Here is a 17,323-nt window from a genome sequence, read left to right on the forward strand (position 1 = left end):
TCGCTTGTTTTTGGCAAGATTTTGGGCGCGTCTCACGCGCGCCTTCATCTTGGGGATGTACTTTTGGGGCTCCCTTGAGGTGAGTAATGCATCTATACGTCGGCGTACAGCGCAAATTCGTGGGGGTGGGGCCTCACCGAGACTTCGACGTTCTCCCTTTCCTCGTGCTCGATTATCTTTTCAATAGTCGCGTCGTCAAATATCGGCTTGAGGAACGCGCTGTCGCTTTCAAGCGCCTCGTACGCCTGGCGCAGCGACGCCGGCAGCTGCGTGATGCCAAGCTCGCGCCTGCGCTTTGGAGCCATCTTGAAAATGTCCTCGTTTATAGGGTCGCCAATGTCGCGCTTTTTCCTGATGCCGTCAAGGCCGGCGGCCATGATTGCGCAGAACGCAAGGTACGGGTTGCATGACGGGTCTGGCGCGCGGAACTCTATCCTCTTCATCGCAGAGAATTTCTGGCCCTTGTAGTGCGCCGGGATCCTGATTATCGCAGAGCGGTTGCCGGTGCTCCACGCCACGTACACGGGCGCCTCGTAGCCGGGCACGAGCCTGCGATACGAGTTGGTGGTGGGCGCAACTATGGAGGCAAGGGCCTGCGCGTGCTCCATGATGCCTCCGCCGAAATAGCGCGCGGTCTGCGACATTTCCGCGTAGTCGTCGTCTGCATCGTAAAAGAGGTTCTTGCCCTTGTTCCAGAGGCTGACGTTTACGTGCATGCCCGAGCCATTGTCAAGCGCAATGGGCTTTGGCATCATAGTCGCCATCATGCTGCGCTTTTGCGCGATGTTCTTTACTATGTACTTGTAGCTCTGGACGCTGTCGGCCGCGTTCACGAGAGTGTCAAAGCGGATGTCTATCTCGCACTGCCCGGCTGTGGCCACCTCGTGGTGGTGCGCGTCGCAGACTATGCCAAAGTTGTTGGTAAGCACGTCGACGCACTGGTTGCGGTATTCCATGAGCGTGTCGCCGGGCGCGCTTGGCAAATATCCGTCCTTCAGGCGCAGGGCGTAGCCGACGTTGTCGCTTGACCAGGGGGCCTCCCTTGACGTGATGTGGTAGCTCTGCCCCTGGTACGGAGTCATAGTGTTTACCTCTAGCTTGTCAAACACGAAAAACTCGACTTCCGGGCCCCAGTACGAAGTATCATAACCTTGCTGGCTGCAGTATTTTTCCGCCTTTTTTGCAAGGCCGCGGGGGTCGCGAGGAAAAATGTCCCGCTTTTCTCCGCCGCTCAAAATGTCACAGATGAGCCTTGCGGTGGGAGCCTGCTCTATCCACGGGATGGTCGCATACGTGGCGGGGTCCGGCCTGATTATGAGGTCGGATTCGTGGATTTCAGTAAAGCCCCGGATCGACGAGCCGTCGACCTTGGGGAGGCCGTCGGCGAAATCCTCAATGCGGAACATCTTGGCGTCCATCGTGGTGTGGTGGAACCTGCCAAAGAGGCCGGTGAACTGGAGGTCAATGAATTTTATCTTGTCCTCCTTCAGGCGCTTCATAACTTCTTCGGCAGTAAATGTTAACGGGACTATCTTACCGTCAATTAATTTATAAGGCAACCAGCTAACCTCTCTTCCAGTAGGACACGCGAACCCTATAATTTAAGGCTTCCATGCCAATAGTTGGCGACCAAAAAAATGAGCGAAAACGAGAACGACATCTCCCTCAAGTACATTTACGAGCTTCTCAAAAAAGAGATAGAAAATCCTGCGCTCCAGCAGATCGAGCCGGACACCTACCAAAAGGTCGCCACGTCTCTTGGCAGCCTGAAGGGCCAGGGGTTTGAGGGCGTCGAGGCAAAGGTCCGGGATCGCATGGTCGAGCTCCTTTCCGCTTCTGCAAGGCTGCTTTTCGAGGTGCGCCAGCGCAAGGTGCACGAAGAAGGATCGGAACCTCTTGACTATTCGAGGCTGACTGACGAGGAGAAATACGTCCTTGACGGCGAGCAAGAGGCCGCCGGCAGGCTGGATGAGGTAGTTGCAGCGACCACGAAGGGCAGGCCAAAGGTGCTTGAGGCAATATCTGGACGCGTACGTGAAAAGCGCATCGTCGTGCGCTTTGTCAAGGCGCAGGAGCAGTTTGTAGGGGTGGACATGACAAAATACGGGCCGTTCCAGCAGGAGGACGTAGCCACGCTACCGCTTGAAAATGCGCGCTCGTTCATAGAAGCAGGCGCGGCAGTGCAGGTGCACGCCCGGCTGCTGTAATAAAATTAAATACCCAATTTGCATAGTTTACTCCACAATTGACGCACAACGGCGTTGACATTGTCGACTTTGTGCTATACACCATTTACCCGACTGCCGCGTTCTTTGCGATAGGCATAGCCGCCAAAAAGACCGGCCTGCGCCAGCTGTACGTCTACCTGATACAGGCGTTCGTGTGCTTTGCGTTCTCTATCGCCTATATTGCGTTCATCCCGCTTGGGGGCGGCCAGGGCATTGCCATCCTGCTTGCGATGTTTGGCGCGCTGCTCTTGTTCATGGCAAGAAAGCAAAAGGTCCAGCCTGCAGAGGAAGAGCAAAAGAGCACCTGATAAAATTTTTACACATTTGTTGGTTATTTATTGATAAAACTTTGTTACGTCCAAATTGTCTGTAACATATTACAAATAATCTAGTAAGTACCCTAAAATATTTGAAATACGTATAGACTCTATATGCAGTTAGTAAGGATCAATTCGGCAACCCTCATTGACTCTGTCAAGGCCGGCATAGCTGCAGGCCAGGCCGCCGCGTGGGCTATATTTGGGCTGATTCTGGCAGTGGACGCGACTCTGGTAACTCCGCCGGGCACATTTTACAAGATGATAGGAATGGCCCTTGGGCAGGGGCCTTCTGCAGATGTCTACCTGGGCTTTCTCATGCACATGATAACTGCCACGGTGATAGGCATAATCTACATGATAATCTCCAATTCGGTGAAAAAGCTGTACATCAGGTCCGTACCCAAGGGCCTTGCGACTGGCGTCATCACCGGCATAGTGGTGTGGGCAATCCTGTTCCTTCCGCTGAACTTTGGCTTGGTGCAGCCGATGCTGCAGGGCATAGTCGCGCAAGGGCCGCAGGCACCTATGTTCCAGCTTGCAGAAAAGCTGCTCACGCTTTCAACTACAATCCTTGCAGGCTCGCTTGCGCTGCACATAGTCTTTGGAGGGGTACTGGGGTTCATTGGCAGAATAGCGACTTCGTCTGGCGAAATTCTGGGAGAGCAGGAGCAGGAACAGGGGCGCTAGTTAGCTCCGTTCCTCGACTCATTTTTTTTGCTGCGCCTTTTTTTTGCGCTTTTTTGCCGGCAACAAAGAAACGTAATCTATGCCCATTTCGACGCACTTTAGCAATATCGCGTCCTTTTGCCAGCCGCCGGGGCCGACATAGACAAAACCCTTCATCGGTTTGCCTGTAAAGTCCATCGGCCTTGCATGGGGCAGCGCCAGCGCCTCGTCGTTTCGCTCGGCTCCAACGCGCAGCACAAGGTCGTCGTTGAGTATTCCTACGCACATCTTGCCGCCAATCATGAACGACAGCCCGCCAAACATCTTTTTCTCGCTATAGTCTTTTTTGCTGCGGCTTGCAAGCAAGATGCGAAGCTTCTCTGCAAGGTTTTCATTGTAACCCATATTTTACGACATCATCATATCCTATCCCGAACGCTTTGGTAATTCGCGGGGATCGTAATAGATTTTCTGTTTTGCAATCTTGGCCTTGGGCGACACTTGGATCCAGCCATAATGATGTTTTTATTTGTAAAATGCCGCACAAAAAAATAAAGAGAAAGGGCCGGCCGGTCTTAACTGCTTGGCTCTAGCGCGGTGGCCTTGACAGAGTACGTTACGGTAAAGGGCTTGCCGCTAAGCGTGTGGAAAGCAAGCGCTGACCCGGTAAAATGCGTCGATCCGCCGGCTGCAGGGGTGTTGCTGGCTTCTTTGTAGAGCGAAATTGCAACCTTGCCGTTTCCAAATGGCGCGTTCAGCGGTTCGCCGTGTGCATCGTCAGCACCTGTGCTGTTGTACACGTGCAATACCACTATCTCCACAGGCTGGGATGCTGTCCACGTGACGTCGCCGTCCCATATCCTGCCGTCGTCCCTTGGTGGCACGGCAAGCACGGCTTGGTGCATAGAGTGTCCTGGCAGAGGGTCGGGCGCGGATTCGCCAGTCTTTTGCGCCACAAAAAGTTCGTTCTGATTTACTTGTGCCTGCACGTTTTTCTGGGAGGCTGCAACAGCGCCAAAAATAATGACTGCTGCGATAGCCGATATGCCTGCGATCGTGTAAGTTTGTTTCGTGTTCATGGCAAGTCAGTGTTGTTCAGTTGTATATTTATCAATACAAGTAACTAAATTATCTATAAAATAGAAAGAAAGAAAGCCAGAATTGTAATATCTGTCGATAAAAGTGCAATATTCAAAAGGCTAAACTGCATTGGCGGCTATTACCAATGAAAAGGCGCACGGCGTCAGTTCGCAATCACATAGTATCAATTTGTGACTACCGATCGCAAGAACTACACACGCGCAACTTTTTAGAGTCGCCGCGCCTGTATAGGGTGGCCGTATTTTGTAAAAAGCCTTGGGCTAACACACATATTATGACAATCATGCATCATAGCATCCACATTATATGACGATAAAGGGCAAGGTTGCAATAGTTACAGGCGCAAGCAGCGGCATCGGGCAAGCAACAGCGCTTGCGCTGGCAAAAGCCGGCGCCAAGGTTGCCGGAGGCGCAAGGCGCACGGACAAGCTTGACGCTCTGAAAGCCGAGATTAAAAAGGCAGGAGGCGAGGCGTTTGTACAAAAGCTGGACGTCACAAAAAAACCAGAGTGCGACGCCTTTGTCGACGCGGTGGTCAAAGAGTGGGGCACAGTCGACATACTTGTCAACAACGCGGGTTTGATGCCGCTGTCGTTTTTCAAGAACATGAAGGTCGACGAATGGGACAGGATGATAGACGTCAACCTGAAGGGCGTGATCTATTGCACCGCCGCGGCAATACCGCACATGATGGCCAAAAAATCAGGCCACATCGTCAACCTTTCCTCAATCGCAGGCAGGGTCGTCTTTCCTGCGGGAAGCGTCTATTGCGCTACAAAACACGCCGTCACGGCGTTTAGCGAGGGCCTGCGCCAGGAGTTCAGCCAGCGCTCAGGCATCCGCGTGACATGCATCGAGCCGGGGGTAGTCGACACGGAGCTTAACAACAGCATCACCGACGCGTCGCTTGCAAAATTCGTCGAGTCTACAAAGCAGATGGAGTCGCTAAAGGCGCAGGACATTGCCAACGCCATCCTGTTTGCCGTCGACTCGCCTCATTATGTCAATGTAAACGAGATAATGCTGCGGCCTACTTCGCAGGAGCGCTAGTCGTAGTTGTGTTCAAAGTGTCTGTGCATACCATAGCGCTTGATGTACCTTAACAGGTCGTCGTAGCTAGAAAAATGGTGCTGCAGCTTTTCCAGAGTCGCGTCGTCGTACGTATAGCGGCCGGCAACAGCATTTCTTTCTTCTTCCTGCATCTTTTCGGCCGCTTCTTTCATTGTACCATTATTTCAATGCATGTGCTATGCTAAAAGGTTTTTACCGACACATGCTCATCGTTTATTGGCATGGGCAAGCAAAAAGTGACAACAACAATAGTCATTCTGGGCGCCGGCTTTGGCGGCCTTGCCTGCGCAAACGCGTTGCGAAAGGGCCTTTCCCGGGACCACCGCGTGATTGTAATTGACAGGAAAAAATCGTTCATGATGGGCCTTGTCAACCTGTGGATACTTACCGGGAGCAGAAAGCCAGATGAGCCGCAGGCGCCGCTTGCCGGCCTAAATGCAAGAGGAATGGAATACCTGAACGACGAGGCAATTAGGATCGACGTTTCAGCAAAGAGGGTGCAGGCAAAAGAACACGGCTTGATAGAGTATGATTATCTTGTAGTTGCGCTTGGAAGCGAGCTTGTGCCTGAAAAAATAGAGGGGTTTGTTGGCCGGGGCTACAACCTCTATGACGCAGAGCAGGTGCAGCCGTTGCGCGAAAAGCTGCTTGCGCTCAAGCAAGGGAGGGTGGCGGTATCGGTGATGGGGATGCCATACAAGTGCCCTCCTGCCCCGTACGAGGCGGCCATGATAATAAGCGACATCCTGGAAAAGAATGGCACGCGCAAAAATGTGCAGGTGGACATGTACGTGCCGGCGCCAATAGCGCTTCCAGTGGTGGGTCCGCAGGTGAGCAAGGAAGTAGTGGACATGATGGCCCGCTACAACATCGGCTTTCATCCAAACTGCAAACCAAAGGTGGTGAGGGATGACGAGATAGAGTTTGAGAGTGGTGAAAAGGCGGCGTACGACGTGCTCGCCGGTGTCCCTCCGCACAGGTCGCCTGAAGTGGTCAGGATCTCAAGCCTTACGACATCGTCTGCAGCAGGAGAATGGGTGCCAGTCGACAGGCTTTCTCTGCGCACCGGCCACCCGGGCGTGTTTGCAATAGGAGACGTTGCCGAGGTAAAATCCGGAACCGTCACGGTGCCCAAGGCTGGAATATTTGCCGAGGGGCAGGCCAAGGTCGTGGCGCAAGAGATTATAGATGAAATAAACAACAACGGCGCGCCGGCGTCGTCAGCAGCATACAACGGCCAGGGGTTCTGCTTCATGGAAGTGGGCAACAACATGGCCGGATTTGTCGAGGCCGACTTTTATCACGAGGGCGGTCCTGCGGTGAGGCTGGAACCTCCGTCCGCGCAAAACTACGAGAAAAAGCACGACTTTGAGAGAAGCAGGCTAAAAGAGTGGCTACTGTAGCACCTGGTCGCGCTTGTTCGGCTTGGACATGGTGTAAAAGCCGTGAGCCGCTATGAGAAATGCTGCAAGGGACATCTTGGTCGCAAACACCAAGTTCCAAGGCGTCTCTGGGTTGGGATACTCGACGCTCTTGTTGTCAAAGTCCAAGACACCCTTTATCGCGTCAGCGGTGATAAGTGAGTTCCACACGATAAAGTTGTACACAAACTCGTACAGCGCGACAACTGCTATCATGAGCACCACCAGCTGCAGTATCGACTTGATCCACTTGGGCATCCCGCTTACCTTATCGCCTCCAAGCCTGACCACGCAGTACCATGCGACCACCGACACTATCATGAGGTACGTCACAAGCTTGGCGACTCCTGGAACCGGCCACTCTGTGTCGACAAGCACCTTGCCTATTATGACGCTGCCAGTCCTCTGGTACTCGTCAAGGCTGACGTACATGGCGTAAAACGTTATCAATGCCATGGCCGTGGCGCAGACGTAAAAGACGGCCAGAAATACCTTCCTCGTCCGCCTGTCATCGTCCTTTTCCAGAGCCGAGCGCACAGCCTACCGTACATGAATTCGGGATATATCGTTTACTTGCTACTTTAGCGCCTTTAGGAGCCTGTCTGCCGGCAATGTGTTGAGGACGTCCGCGGCTGTAGCCCACCCGCGCCGGGTCTGCCCTATGCCAAACTGCAGAAAAGCATAGTGCACAGGGTGGTGCGCGTCAGAGTCTATCGTCAGTTTCACGCCCTTTCTGACGGCCATCCTGACGTACTCGTCCTTGAGGTCAAGGCGGTTGTAGTGGGCATCTATCTCTAGCGCAGTGCTGGTGTCCCTTGCAACGTCTGTCAGCTTGGAAATATCCACGGGGTAGCCCTCGCGCCTGTTGATGAGCCGGCCAGTCGGGTGAAAGATGATGTCGACGCTTGGGTTCTTTGCGGCATTTACAAGGCGCGCAGTCTGCTCCTCCATTGGCAGGCCAAAGTGGGAATGTATTGCGGCACCTACGATGTCCAGTTTGTCAAGTACGTTGTTTGCAATATCAAGTGACCCGTCCTTGCCAATGTTGACCTCTGCAGAGGAAAGCACCCTGATGCTATCAAGTTTATCGTTGAGCTCTGCTATTTTCTGCGCCTGGTCCAAAAGCTCCTGCTCGTCAAGCCCGCCGGCCATCGCAAGGCTTTTCGTGTGGTCGGTAATGGCAATATAGTCAAGGCCAAACTCTTTGGCGGCAAGGGCCATCTCCTGTATAGTCGCCGTGCCGTCGCTGTTGTCGCTGTGCACTTGCAGGTCTCCCTTTAGGCTGCCGTACTCTATCAGGCTTGGCAGCCTGCCTTTGGCGGCAAGGTCTATCTCGCCGGCGTTTTCCCTCATCTCTGGCGCTATCCACGCAAGCCCCAGGGCCTTGTAGACATCCTCCTCGCTTGCGCCGGCTACCATTTTCTCGTTGTTTTCAAAGACGCCCCACTCGTTGAGGCGCAGGCCCCGTGCAATCGCTATCCTGCGAAGCTCCACGTTGTGCTCCTTGTTCCCTGTGAAATACAAGAGCGCAGAGCCCCAGCTTTTCTCCGGCACCGCCAAGAGGTCGCAGTCAATCCCGCCTGCAAGCCTCACAAACGCCTTGGCCGGCCCCCTGCTCTTTATCTCCTCGACCTCCGGCATTTTCACAAAAAAGTCCATGACGCTTTCCGGCTCGGAAGCGCACACGATATAGTCAAGGTCGCCTATTGTCTCTTTCATCCTGCGCGCCGAGCCCGCAAGAGCCGCAAGCTTGACACCTTTTAGCCCTTTCAGGCGCGCCTCTATTTTTTTTGCAAGAGGCCACACTTCTCCTATTATGCTCCTTCCTCCGCTCTTTTTTGTAAACTCGATTTTCTTCAAGATGTCCTGCTCTTTTCTTGCAGTGATGCCCGGTACTGTCTTTAGCCGGCCTTCGCGCGCGGCTTTTTCAAGGCCGGCTAGGTCCGTCACCCCCAGCTTTTGGTGGATGGCCTTGAGCGTCTTTGGACCGATGCCCTCTATTGCTCCAAGCTGGCTGATGTCTATCGGGATCTTTTCCCTCAGCTCGTCAAGGTGCTTTATCCTGCCAGTCGTCAGGTACTCTTCAATTTTTGAAGCGATTGCCTTTCCGATGCCCGGCAGCTCTAGCAGCGCGTTAATGCCTCCTTTTTCATAGACATCCGCAACATCCTGCTCTAGCACCTCGATGCTGTCCGCCGCTTTGTAGTATGCACGAGACTTGAACTGGGCGTTCTCGGCGTCTTCGACTTCTGTCAGAAAGCCGATGTCGCGCAGCGCCTTGGCAACCTGTCCGTTTTTCAAGTGATCATACTACCTTACTGCGCATGGTTCTTAACGTTTATCAGTGAGCTTGCAGAAAATACGGGCACTGTTACTGCTGAACGGTAATGATGATGGCTTTCTAGCTCTGAGCCGTTCAGATTCTATTAATATTATGACCCCTAGCTTGCACACACACAAAGTGCCACTGTAAAGAGAGAGACGAAAAATGGGAGTGTATAGAGCCCGCGGCTGTACAAGCTTTGCCGGCGTGGTGCTGTGGACTACTACTACTCCTCTCCAAGTCTGGCCAGCGTGTATCCTCCATCGACATATTTCTCGATTGCAGGGTAGCCAGGGTCTTCCTGCACTATGAATGAGGCCGCAGTGTCAATGTCTGCTGTCTTCAACCCATTGAGCTTGGCAAGGCTTGCGCTTGTCTTCATGGTGCAGGTTTCATCATCGATCGAGATTCCGCCTTCAGCCGTATTTCCCGCATCGCATAGTTTACCTTTACTCCGATATGGGGGGAAAGCCTAGTTGCCGATAGCCAGAAGTTTCGTTCGGCGTCGGCGATAAAGAATTCTTGGGTACGTAAGCAAGCGGAGTGAATCCTGATCCCTACCTAGTACATTTCAAAAAATCTTGCTTTATAGGTCTGTACTGCTATACTGTATGCATCACCATGCAAACAACTCTTGTTTGCTTTGCATGCGGAAACGAGCTGTTGATATCCGACCAAGAGTCAGGAGAGATTGTCTGTGGTTATTGCGGAGTCGTATTAGCTGAACGAGAAGAGGATCTTGCGCACGATGCCCGGACCTTTTTTGACGATTTTAAAGACGGAAGGAGGACCGGCCCCCGTTATTCTTTATCGCAAAATAACAAAGGATTCTCTACAAAGATGGGCAGAAGGATCTACGTGTCAGGCACACTGCCTGAAGGTTCTTCCATAAAATTGCGCGATTTTGGTAGAATCAAGGTTTGGGACTCGAGAATAAGGAATTCCCATGAAAAGGGGCTTAGGCCTGCCTTTCATTATCTTCAAGGGATCCGTGAAAACCTTGGCCTTCCAGACGCGGTGGTTGAAAGGTCTGCATACTTTATCAGAAAGGCAAGCGAATTGGGCCTAACAAAGGGGCGCACCATCGTATCGATTACAGCGGCATCCGTGTATCTTGCATGTCGAGAGTCTGAAACCCCGCGGAGCCTTGCCGAAGTCGCTAAGGCTAGTAACACTGACCGCAGACGGCTTTCAAAAGACTACAGGCTTCTCTTGCGTACCTTTAACGAAAATCTCCCAGTCACTTCCATGTCTAGATGTGTCACCAAAATAGCAAACATGGTTGGTGTTAGCGAATCCAAAAAGAGGCAGGCAATTGAGCTCGTAAATGCATTGGAGTCTGTCGGAGTGTCTACTGGCAAGTCCCCTCTCGGATTTGCGGCTTCGGTTATCTATCTTGTTTGCAAGAATACCAATGAAGAGAGAACCCAAAAACTTCTTGCCGAAGTTGCCGGTGTCACAGAAGTGACGATAAGGAACAGGTATGCCGAGCTGGTTAAACTGATTACGTCAAGAAAGGTACTGGTTTTTGATGCGTCATTACTATCCATTTTGGCGCCGGTTTCTGTATATCTTGTCGTGATAGCTCAGCATATGTGGAGACATTTGCCAGTGATTGCACATTAAAGAATTTGCGAACATATAGCAGTCAAAGACTGATGCTTAATTATTATACTAAAGGAACATGGGAAATGGGACTTGGTGGAAATGCCGTAAATGACCACTTCCCATGTTCATGTGAGTCGTTACTAGCGGTTATATGATATGCGATTTTACCATTGATAATACGCCTTTTTGCGCTATCATAAGCGATAGCTATTACTCAAAAGCGCCGCTGATACAATTTGTACAAGCTGATTATTCAACGCGCTTTTGATTCCTACAAAGTCCCGCTGACGCCTATGTCCGTGCTATGAGCATCGTTAATCTCTGTTCTTTGCAATATTATGTCGTGATCGAAATGATCGAAGCAATCGGATACGTGGCAATGGGCTTTATTGCGACATTCGCGGCAATGGAAGCTGCCTGGAGGATCGCAAAGCGCGATGCACCTGCTCTGCAAGCGGCCGCTGCGGCAAGGGTCAAGTAAAAATGGAACCCTATGAAATCGCCGGCATTGCCGGCGTAGCCTTTATCGCGTGGCTTGTATGCTCTAAAGTGCTCGACGACGAGATGCGCCTGCGGCTCAAGAGAAAGTCCTCTGGGTAGGTAATATTATAAGGCAATGGGCAGGCACAGCTGCTCTGCACACATGCCGCCGTACCAGGACGCAGACGAAGGGCACAGGATTTTGATAGACGACGTTTTAGCGCACTGCAGGCAGGTCTTTGGCCAAGGCCTGCAGCTTGAAGCGATACTTTTGGCGCACGAATACCTTGAGCAGAGGCTCAACAACTTTTACAAACACGGAGACGTGCAGGTGCACCGCAAGTTCAAGCATATCATTGACGCCCTGCATTCAAACCGCCACCTTTCAGACGAGGATTACACTGTTCTAAACGAGTTCAACAGGCTGCGCAACATAAACTCGCACAGGGCGCTTGACGATACGCTTGAGCTGCGGGGCGCAAAAAAGGGCGACATGGCAAGGGCAATGGATCTTGCACAGGAATGCGATGCGATAATTTCCAGGCTGCCAAAGAAGAGGGCGGCTGGAAAAAAGAAGCGCATCTAGCCGACAGCTTTTATAGTAATCCTGCCAACTACCGCATGATGCAAAGGCCCGACTGGGATACCTATTTCATGCTGCAGGCCGAGATAGCCAAGCTCCGCTCAAACTGCCTGACGCGCCACATCGGCGCAGTCATTGTCAAGGAAAACAGGCAGATAGCGACCGGCTACAACGGCACCCCGCCGGGGATAAAGAATTGCTTTGAGGGCGGATGCCCAAGGTGCCTTGCCCGGGTCAGGGGTGAGGTCAAGTCCGGCGAGAGCCTTGACAGGTGCCTGTGCACGCACGCTGAGGCAAACGCAATAATGCAGTGCGCCATGTTTGGAAACGCCGGCAGCACCCGGGGTGCAACCCTGTATTCCACTTTTGCACCGTGCATTGAATGCAGCAAGATGGCGATAAGCGTCGGCATCAAGAGAATAGTGGTAATTGCAGATTATCCTGAGGACGGGACGCAGCTACTGCGTGACGCAGGAGTAGAGCTTGTCAAGCTGAACCCTGAAAAACTAAGTCCCTGGCTCACCATCATCCCGCAGGACCCCGAGTCGTCGGCTAAGGCAGTTAGCAGTAGCCGCAAATAATATAGTTGTAAAATATGAACAACGTCCACACCACGCAGTTCAACGTGCAGCTGTATTTTCGCAGGCCGGCACTTGACAGCGAGCTTTTGGGAACCATGTTTTCAAGCGCGCAGGGGTTTGAGGCCAAGCCGGTCACGGACGATTATGGCACGCACCCCATGCAGGGGGCGATGTCGTTTTACCGCGAGGGGTTCCGGATTGCGCCTGTGCAGTCAAACGTGCTGCCGTTTCGCATCTTGCAGGTGATGAGCTACCCAAACGTGCTGAAAGAACCTGACTCGGAGACGCTTGCGTGCCTGCGCTTTGCCGTGTCGAAGTTGCAGGAGCACTTGCATATTGACATTGAAAACGACATCTACGCCGTGCGCGTCGTTTCGCACGCCATAGTGGACGGCAGCAAGCAATACGTCCTTTCAAAACTGACAACCATTGAAAACGTGCCTGCGCTTGCCGGCAGGTACGTCGCCCACAAGAACCCGATGGACGCGCTGCAAATAGTGACGAAAACCGGAAGCGAGCTGTCGCAAAAATCGTGGAGCGACATCCGCGTGAGCCAGTTCAAAGAGAGCTCGTACGTGGTGACGATTTTCCATGAAGCCGAGTCGCTTGCCCTTGCGCTGGACTGGATAGCGCAGGTAAAGCAGTTTGTCGCGACAATGATCCAAGAGATGGAACAGGCAGTATCATGACTATAAAGATACGACGGGCGAAAAGCTCTGACAAGGAAGAGATCCTCAGCTTTTGCACCAACACGTTCAGCTGGGGCGACTATATTGACCAGGTATGGGACTATTGGTTTTCTGGCAAGAACGGGCGGCTGTTTGTCGTCGAAGATGACAAAGGCAGGCGGCGGATAGGCATGTCGCACGTCGCAATGTGTCCGAGAGGCAGATCGGCATGGCTTGAAGGCGTAAGGGTACGCCCCGAATACAGGAGGTTCAATATTGCCACGGAGCTCTTGAACGAGATGCTTGCCTATGCAGGCAGGCATGGGGCAAGGCAGGCATCTGCCATAGTCTCTAGCGAGAACGTGCCGTCACAGCGTATGATGGAGAAAAACGGCTTTGCCGTTGTTTCAAGGTGGGTCTATTACAGCACCGACCAAAAGTTTGGACGACAGAAAACCAAGGCGAGGCTTGCCACCTCGGCAGATATCGACAGAATCTGGACATACCTGCAAAAGTCACGGATCTACCGCCTGTCTGCCGGCACGTACGTCAGGGCATGGCACTGGTATCCTCTTGACAAAAAAGCGTTGCGAGGACTCATCAGGAAAAAGAGCGTCGTCATGACGGGCGAGATCGACGGCGTCGTTATCATCAATGCCAAGGGCTACTGGAAAAGGACTGACGTGCTGCAGATCGTGTACCTTGACTCGGCATCGAAAAAGTCCTTGCAAGATCTCCTTGCATTTGCCGCCAACATGTACAGCAAAGGCAGGTATGAGCGCATGCACGTTGTATGCTACGACAGCAAGAGCATCACGTCAATGCTTAAGAGCTTCAAGAAGGAAGAGGATTCGGAACTATTTTTGCTATATAACAAGAAATTTAAGCAGTGATGCTTGCAGGCACATGATGATGGCGCTGGCAATGGACTTTAAATTCCTTCAAGTCGGCGGGCTGCGTGTGCGCTATGTCGACTTGGGCAACAGCGGCAGCAGGCCCTTGCTCTTGTTGCACGGCTTGGGGGGTGCGATAGAGAGCTGGACAAACAATATCGACAGGCTTGCAAAGGAGGAGAATCTGCGCGTGGTAGCCCTTGACCTGCCTGGCTTTGGATTTAGCGACAAGCCGAAAATGAGATACACGATAAAGTTCTATGTTGATTTTGTCGCAAAATTTGCAAAGGCGCTCGACATTGCGCCATTTGCAGTCGCCGGCTCGTCGCTTGGCGGCCACGTTGCCTGCGAGCTTGCCCTCACGCACCCTGACCTCGTTTCAAAGTTGATCCTGATAAGCCCGTCCGGGGCACTTCCAAAATCGTTCAAGGGATCGCCGGCGCTCTGGCGCTACGTCAAGGTGCTCAAGGCAAAGTCGGTGGGAGGGGCAAAAAAGGCGCTTTACGCTGTCGACAACAAGCCTGTGAGTGACGCTTATGCCAAGGCCGCGTACGACAAGTTTGCCATGCCCGGGGCAAAGGAGGCGTTTCTGTCCGCCTTGGCGGGGAGCGCACGAGCTCCGCGCCTCACCATCAGCCGGCTGTCAAAAATCAGGGCGCCGGCCCTAGTGCTGTGGGGCAAGGACGACACCATGATCCCTGCCAAGTATGTTGAGCCGTTTGTGAAAACAAAGAACATCCGCGTCGTGCTCTTGGAGAACTGTGGCCACCGCCCGCACGTCGACAGGCCGCAGCTCTTTGACAAGATAGTTGCAGACTTTGTAAAGGAAAATGATGGCTAGCGGAGGCCGCCCCGCTCAAGCCTGTCCATCCTTTGCATCATCTCTAGGCTCTTTGCCTTCATCCTGTCAAGCTCGTCACGCATCTGCGCAACCTCCTTTGGCTTCTTTGCCGCGTCCTTTATCAGGTTGATGCACTCTTCGGCCACGCGCCTTACCCTGTGGTCAAGGTCGGTCTCTGACACCCTTGTCAGATCTGGTATCGCCTTGACGTATTCTGCGTCGGCAAAAGCCCTGCACGCGTTTATCCTGACGCGGAACCAGCTGTCTGTCAGCAAGAGCTTCAGCTGATCCACTACTGCATTGCTATTGCTGCTGTCGACAAACTTGGCAAGCGCAAACGTGGCGGCTTCTCTTATGCGGTGGTGGTTGCCTACCCTGCTCTTTTCGACCAGCAGGCTTGCGATGTCTCTGTCGTCTGGGAATTCCTTGAGGCCGGAAATCGCGCCCTGCGCCACGACGTTCTGGAACGAAGTCGTTTCAACGGCTTTTTTCAGGATGGGCACAGCGTCGCTGCTCTTTGTCCTGCCCATCGCAGTGAGAGCCTCCGACTCGACGAAATAGCTTTCTTCGTGCAGGTACGGCCTTAGCATAGCGATAGTCTCGTGGCGCTTGAAGTCGCCAAGCGCCTTTACCACTGCGCGCCTTGCCTTTGGATGGCTCACCTTCAAGCACTTTTCAAGCGCCCTGTATGCGCGGTCGGTCCTGATTGCGCCAAGGGTCTTTGCCGCCTCTGCCGCAACTCCCCAGAACCTGTCGTTCATAACTGCCTTGTACAGCGCGTCGACCACGATGTCTGCGGAATGCTCTTTCAGTGCGCGCGCAGCCTCGACCCTCTCGACCACGGTCTGGCCACTGTGCAGCTGTTTTACCAGCATCTCCTTTGGAGCCTTGACCGACACTGTTTTTAAGACTTTGAACTCGGGGTCGACAGAGAACCACTCTATCTGTCTTTCCACTGGGATCTGAAATACGCTTTCCTTGCCCGTAACGTCGAACGTGTACGTCTTGGCATCGCCACCCCTTGCAAATGCCAGCTTTACCTCAAGCGCAAAGGAGAATGGCTCTTGCTGCTGCGCCTGTTCTACCCTTATCCTGGCCGTCTTTTTGTTGTCCTGCGAAAATTCTACCTTTAGGTCTGGATGGCCCTCGCGGAATACCCACTGGTCAAAGAACTGCTGCAGACTCTTGCCCGTTTCCAGCTCAAACACCTTTCTCAGGTCGTCTGTTTCCGCGGTGCCGTTGGCAAACCTCTGGAGGTACGTCTTTAGTGAACGGCGAAAGTACTTGTCGCCGACAAAATTGCGCAGCATGTGGAGCACGCACCCGCCCTTTTCGTACGTGTGCCTGTCAAAGAGGTCGTCGGGGTGCTTGTACGTCTTGGTCACTATGGGGCGCACGTAGCGGCTGGCCGCCTCGTCAAAATAGTCGTCGGCCGTCTGTATCGTGTAGTAATGGAATTCATTGATGCCCCTGCTTGCCTCCCAGTACAGCGCCTCGCAGTAGGTCGCAAACCCCTCGTTGAGCCAGATGTGCTGCCAGTCCCTGCAGGTGACAAGGTCGCCAAACCACTGGTGCGCAAGCTCGTGCGACACGAGGTGGTCGCTTGTAAAGTCGACGTGGGCTTTTCTGTCATGCAAGGTGTCCTGCGTCAACGTGGTGCAGCTGGAATTTTCCATGCCTCCATAAACGAAATCCTGAACGCACACCTGCGAGTATTTCTCGTACGGGTATCTCGTGCCGAGGTATTCCTCGAAGAACTGCACCATGTCGCCCGTCCTATCAAACGAGCGCTTTGCATCGTGCGCCAGCTCCGTCGGGACGTAATAGTAGAGGCTGCCCTCGTTTATCTCGACGTACTTGCCCACCACCACTGACGTGAGGTACGCCGGGTGCGAGTTGCTCTCTACCCAGTGGTACTTACATTTCTTGCTGCTGTTGTTTTTTTCAGAATTGGCGAGCCGGCCGTTAGAGATTGCCGTAAAGCCCTCCGGCACTGTCACTATGGTCTCGCTTGAGAATTTCACCTGTGGGTGGTCGATGCAGGGAAACCAGTGCTTTGCCTCGACCGTCTCGCCCTGCGTCCATGCCTCTACCCGCTTGTTTGGGTAGTGCTTGTCGGGCGCCACAAAGTAAAAGCCCTTCCTTGGCTTTGCAGAATATGAAATGGAGATTTGCGCTCGGTCGCCTTCCTTGAGGGGTTTTGGCAGTTTTATGACAAGCCTGTCGTCGATGTTGCGGAAGGAAACTGCCTTTTTGCTGCTGCCAAAAAGGACGGATTTTACCTCAAGCTCGGCGGCATCCAGCTCGATTTCGTCCGTGTTCTGAACAGCGACGATATCTAGCCCTTGCCTGCATGAAATGGTATGCGCCTTGAGGTCAGGTTCTATTTCCAGCCTCATGTGGCTTATGGTGAAAACAAGCGACGGGGCATAGTGCGCCTTGCTTCCTGCAAGCTCGAACTTTCTTCTGGTCTCTTCCTGCATATGTCTATACGACCCCTGCTAGCAAAAGTCAGTAGGATAAAGGTTGCTAGTATATA

20 protein-coding genes are annotated in these 17,323 nt (G+C 53.0%); 12 read left to right on the forward strand and 8 right to left on the reverse strand.

Annotated elements, in window-relative coordinates; translation table 11 throughout:
* Positions 1-92 precede the first annotated feature (92 nt).
* Positions 93-1,499, reverse strand: a complete 1,407-nt coding sequence (gene glnA, locus NTE_RS01745; RefSeq protein WP_193354096.1) for a type I glutamate--ammonia ligase — start codon at positions 1,497-1,499, stop codon at positions 93-95.
* A gap of 138 nt (positions 1,500-1,637) precedes the next feature.
* Between glnA and NTE_RS01750 the strand changes: the two genes are divergently transcribed.
* The 3 genes from NTE_RS01750 to NTE_RS01760 all read left to right on the forward strand — a co-directional run bounded on the left by NTE_RS01750 (position 1,638) and on the right by NTE_RS01760 (position 3,235).
* Positions 1,638-2,207 (forward strand): DNA replication complex GINS family protein, encoded by a 570-nt coding sequence (locus NTE_RS01750; RefSeq protein WP_148699465.1) that lies wholly within the window; start codon positions 1,638-1,640, stop codon positions 2,205-2,207.
* A gap of 38 nt (positions 2,208-2,245) precedes the next feature.
* Positions 2,246-2,536 (forward strand): hypothetical protein, encoded by a 291-nt coding sequence (locus tag NTE_RS01755; protein WP_148699466.1) that lies wholly within the window; start codon positions 2,246-2,248, stop codon positions 2,534-2,536.
* 123 nt (positions 2,537-2,659) lie between these two features.
* Complete coding sequence (locus tag NTE_RS01760) at positions 2,660-3,235, forward strand: hypothetical protein (protein ID WP_148699467.1); 576 nt, start codon at positions 2,660-2,662, stop codon at positions 3,233-3,235.
* A gap of 18 nt (positions 3,236-3,253) precedes the next feature.
* Here NTE_RS01760 and NTE_RS01765 read toward each other — a convergent pair whose 3' ends face one another.
* Together NTE_RS01765 and NTE_RS01770 are read right to left on the reverse strand one after the other, a co-directional pair.
* Positions 3,254-3,619: a TfoX/Sxy family protein gene (locus NTE_RS01765; protein WP_148699468.1), complete on the reverse strand. Its 366-nt coding sequence runs from the start codon at positions 3,617-3,619 to the stop codon at positions 3,254-3,256.
* A 170-nt stretch (positions 3,620-3,789) separates the two neighbouring features.
* Positions 3,790-4,293 carry a hypothetical protein gene (locus NTE_RS01770; RefSeq protein WP_148699469.1) on the reverse strand — a complete coding sequence of 168 codons (504 nt, stop codon included), beginning with the start codon at positions 4,291-4,293 and terminating at the stop codon, positions 3,790-3,792.
* 328 nt (positions 4,294-4,621) lie between these two features.
* Here NTE_RS01770 and NTE_RS01775 point away from each other — a divergent pair, with 328 nt between their 5' ends.
* Positions 4,622-5,365, forward strand: coding sequence for an SDR family oxidoreductase (locus NTE_RS01775; protein WP_148699470.1), 744 nt, complete (start codon positions 4,622-4,624; stop codon positions 5,363-5,365).
* Here NTE_RS01775 and NTE_RS16220 read toward each other — a convergent pair.
* Positions 5,362-5,538 (reverse strand): hypothetical protein, encoded by a 177-nt coding sequence (locus NTE_RS16220; protein WP_158384978.1) that lies wholly within the window; start codon positions 5,536-5,538, stop codon positions 5,362-5,364. The genes NTE_RS01775 and NTE_RS16220 overlap by 4 nt on opposite strands.
* Positions 5,539-5,607: 69 nt before the next feature.
* Here NTE_RS16220 and NTE_RS01780 point away from each other — a divergent pair, with 69 nt between their 5' ends.
* Complete coding sequence (locus tag NTE_RS01780) at positions 5,608-6,789, forward strand: NAD(P)/FAD-dependent oxidoreductase (protein WP_148699471.1); 1,182 nt, start codon at positions 5,608-5,610, stop codon at positions 6,787-6,789.
* On the opposite strand, the gene NTE_RS01785 is transcribed toward NTE_RS01780, so the two are convergent.
* The 3 genes from NTE_RS01785 to NTE_RS16225 all read right to left on the reverse strand — a co-directional run bounded on the left by NTE_RS01785 (position 6,781) and on the right by NTE_RS16225 (position 9,512).
* Positions 6,781-7,344: a hypothetical protein gene (locus NTE_RS01785; protein ID WP_148699472.1), complete on the reverse strand. Its 564-nt coding sequence runs from the start codon at positions 7,342-7,344 to the stop codon at positions 6,781-6,783. The two genes, NTE_RS01780 and NTE_RS01785, sit on opposite strands and share 9 nt — an antisense overlap.
* 39 nt (positions 7,345-7,383) lie before the next feature.
* On the reverse strand, positions 7,384-9,108 hold the full coding sequence (polX, locus tag NTE_RS01790; protein WP_148699473.1) for a DNA polymerase/3'-5' exonuclease PolX: 1,725 nt from the start codon (positions 9,106-9,108) through the stop codon (positions 7,384-7,386).
* 248 nt (positions 9,109-9,356) lie between these two features.
* Entirely contained in the window at positions 9,357-9,512 is a 156-nt protein-coding gene (locus NTE_RS16225) for a hypothetical protein (protein WP_158384980.1), read from the reverse strand.
* Between the two features lie 161 nt (positions 9,513-9,673).
* On the opposite strand from NTE_RS16225, the gene NTE_RS01795 reads away from it, so the two are divergent.
* The 7 genes from NTE_RS01795 to NTE_RS01820 all read left to right on the forward strand — a co-directional run bounded on the left by NTE_RS01795 (position 9,674) and on the right by NTE_RS01820 (position 14,784).
* Positions 9,674-10,756 carry a transcription initiation factor IIB gene (locus NTE_RS01795; protein WP_148699474.1) on the forward strand — a complete coding sequence of 361 codons (1,083 nt, stop codon included), beginning with the start codon at positions 9,674-9,676 and terminating at the stop codon, positions 10,754-10,756.
* Positions 10,757-11,090: 334 nt separating this feature from the next.
* Positions 11,091-11,219: a hypothetical protein gene (locus NTE_RS17240; RefSeq protein ID WP_264357933.1), complete on the forward strand. Its 129-nt coding sequence runs from the start codon at positions 11,091-11,093 to the stop codon at positions 11,217-11,219.
* A gap of 162 nt (positions 11,220-11,381) precedes the next feature.
* Positions 11,382-11,804 (forward strand): hypothetical protein, encoded by a 423-nt coding sequence (locus NTE_RS01800; RefSeq protein ID WP_148699475.1) that lies wholly within the window; start codon positions 11,382-11,384, stop codon positions 11,802-11,804.
* A 38-nt stretch (positions 11,805-11,842) separates the two neighbouring features.
* The gene (locus NTE_RS01805; protein ID WP_148701982.1) at positions 11,843-12,382 is read left to right on the forward strand and encodes a deoxycytidylate deaminase; all 540 of its coding nucleotides are present in this window, start codon (positions 11,843-11,845) and stop codon (positions 12,380-12,382) included.
* 14 nt (positions 12,383-12,396) lie between these two features.
* Positions 12,397-13,071, forward strand: coding sequence for a hypothetical protein (locus NTE_RS01810; protein WP_148699476.1), 675 nt, complete (start codon positions 12,397-12,399; stop codon positions 13,069-13,071).
* A complete protein-coding gene (locus NTE_RS01815) occupies positions 13,068-13,943 on the forward strand; it encodes a GNAT family N-acetyltransferase (protein WP_148699477.1) in 876 nt (291 codons plus the stop codon). The genes NTE_RS01810 and NTE_RS01815 overlap by 4 nt, the downstream gene beginning before the upstream one ends.
* Positions 13,944-13,956: 13 nt before the next feature.
* Positions 13,957-14,784 (forward strand): alpha/beta hydrolase, encoded by an 828-nt coding sequence (locus NTE_RS01820; protein WP_158384984.1) that lies wholly within the window; start codon positions 13,957-13,959, stop codon positions 14,782-14,784.
* Here NTE_RS01820 and NTE_RS01825 read toward each other — a convergent pair.
* Positions 14,781-17,267 carry a M1 family metallopeptidase gene (locus NTE_RS01825; RefSeq protein WP_148699479.1) on the reverse strand — a complete coding sequence of 829 codons (2,487 nt, stop codon included), beginning with the start codon at positions 17,265-17,267 and terminating at the stop codon, positions 14,781-14,783. The two genes, NTE_RS01820 and NTE_RS01825, sit on opposite strands and share 4 nt — an antisense overlap.
* Between the last annotated feature and the right edge of the window lie 56 nt (positions 17,268-17,323).

Origin of the sequence: Candidatus Nitrososphaera evergladensis SR1 (assembly GCF_000730285.1) — an archaeon.
GTDB classification, from domain to species: Archaea; Thermoproteota; Nitrososphaeria; order Nitrososphaerales; family Nitrososphaeraceae; genus Nitrososphaera; species Nitrososphaera evergladensis.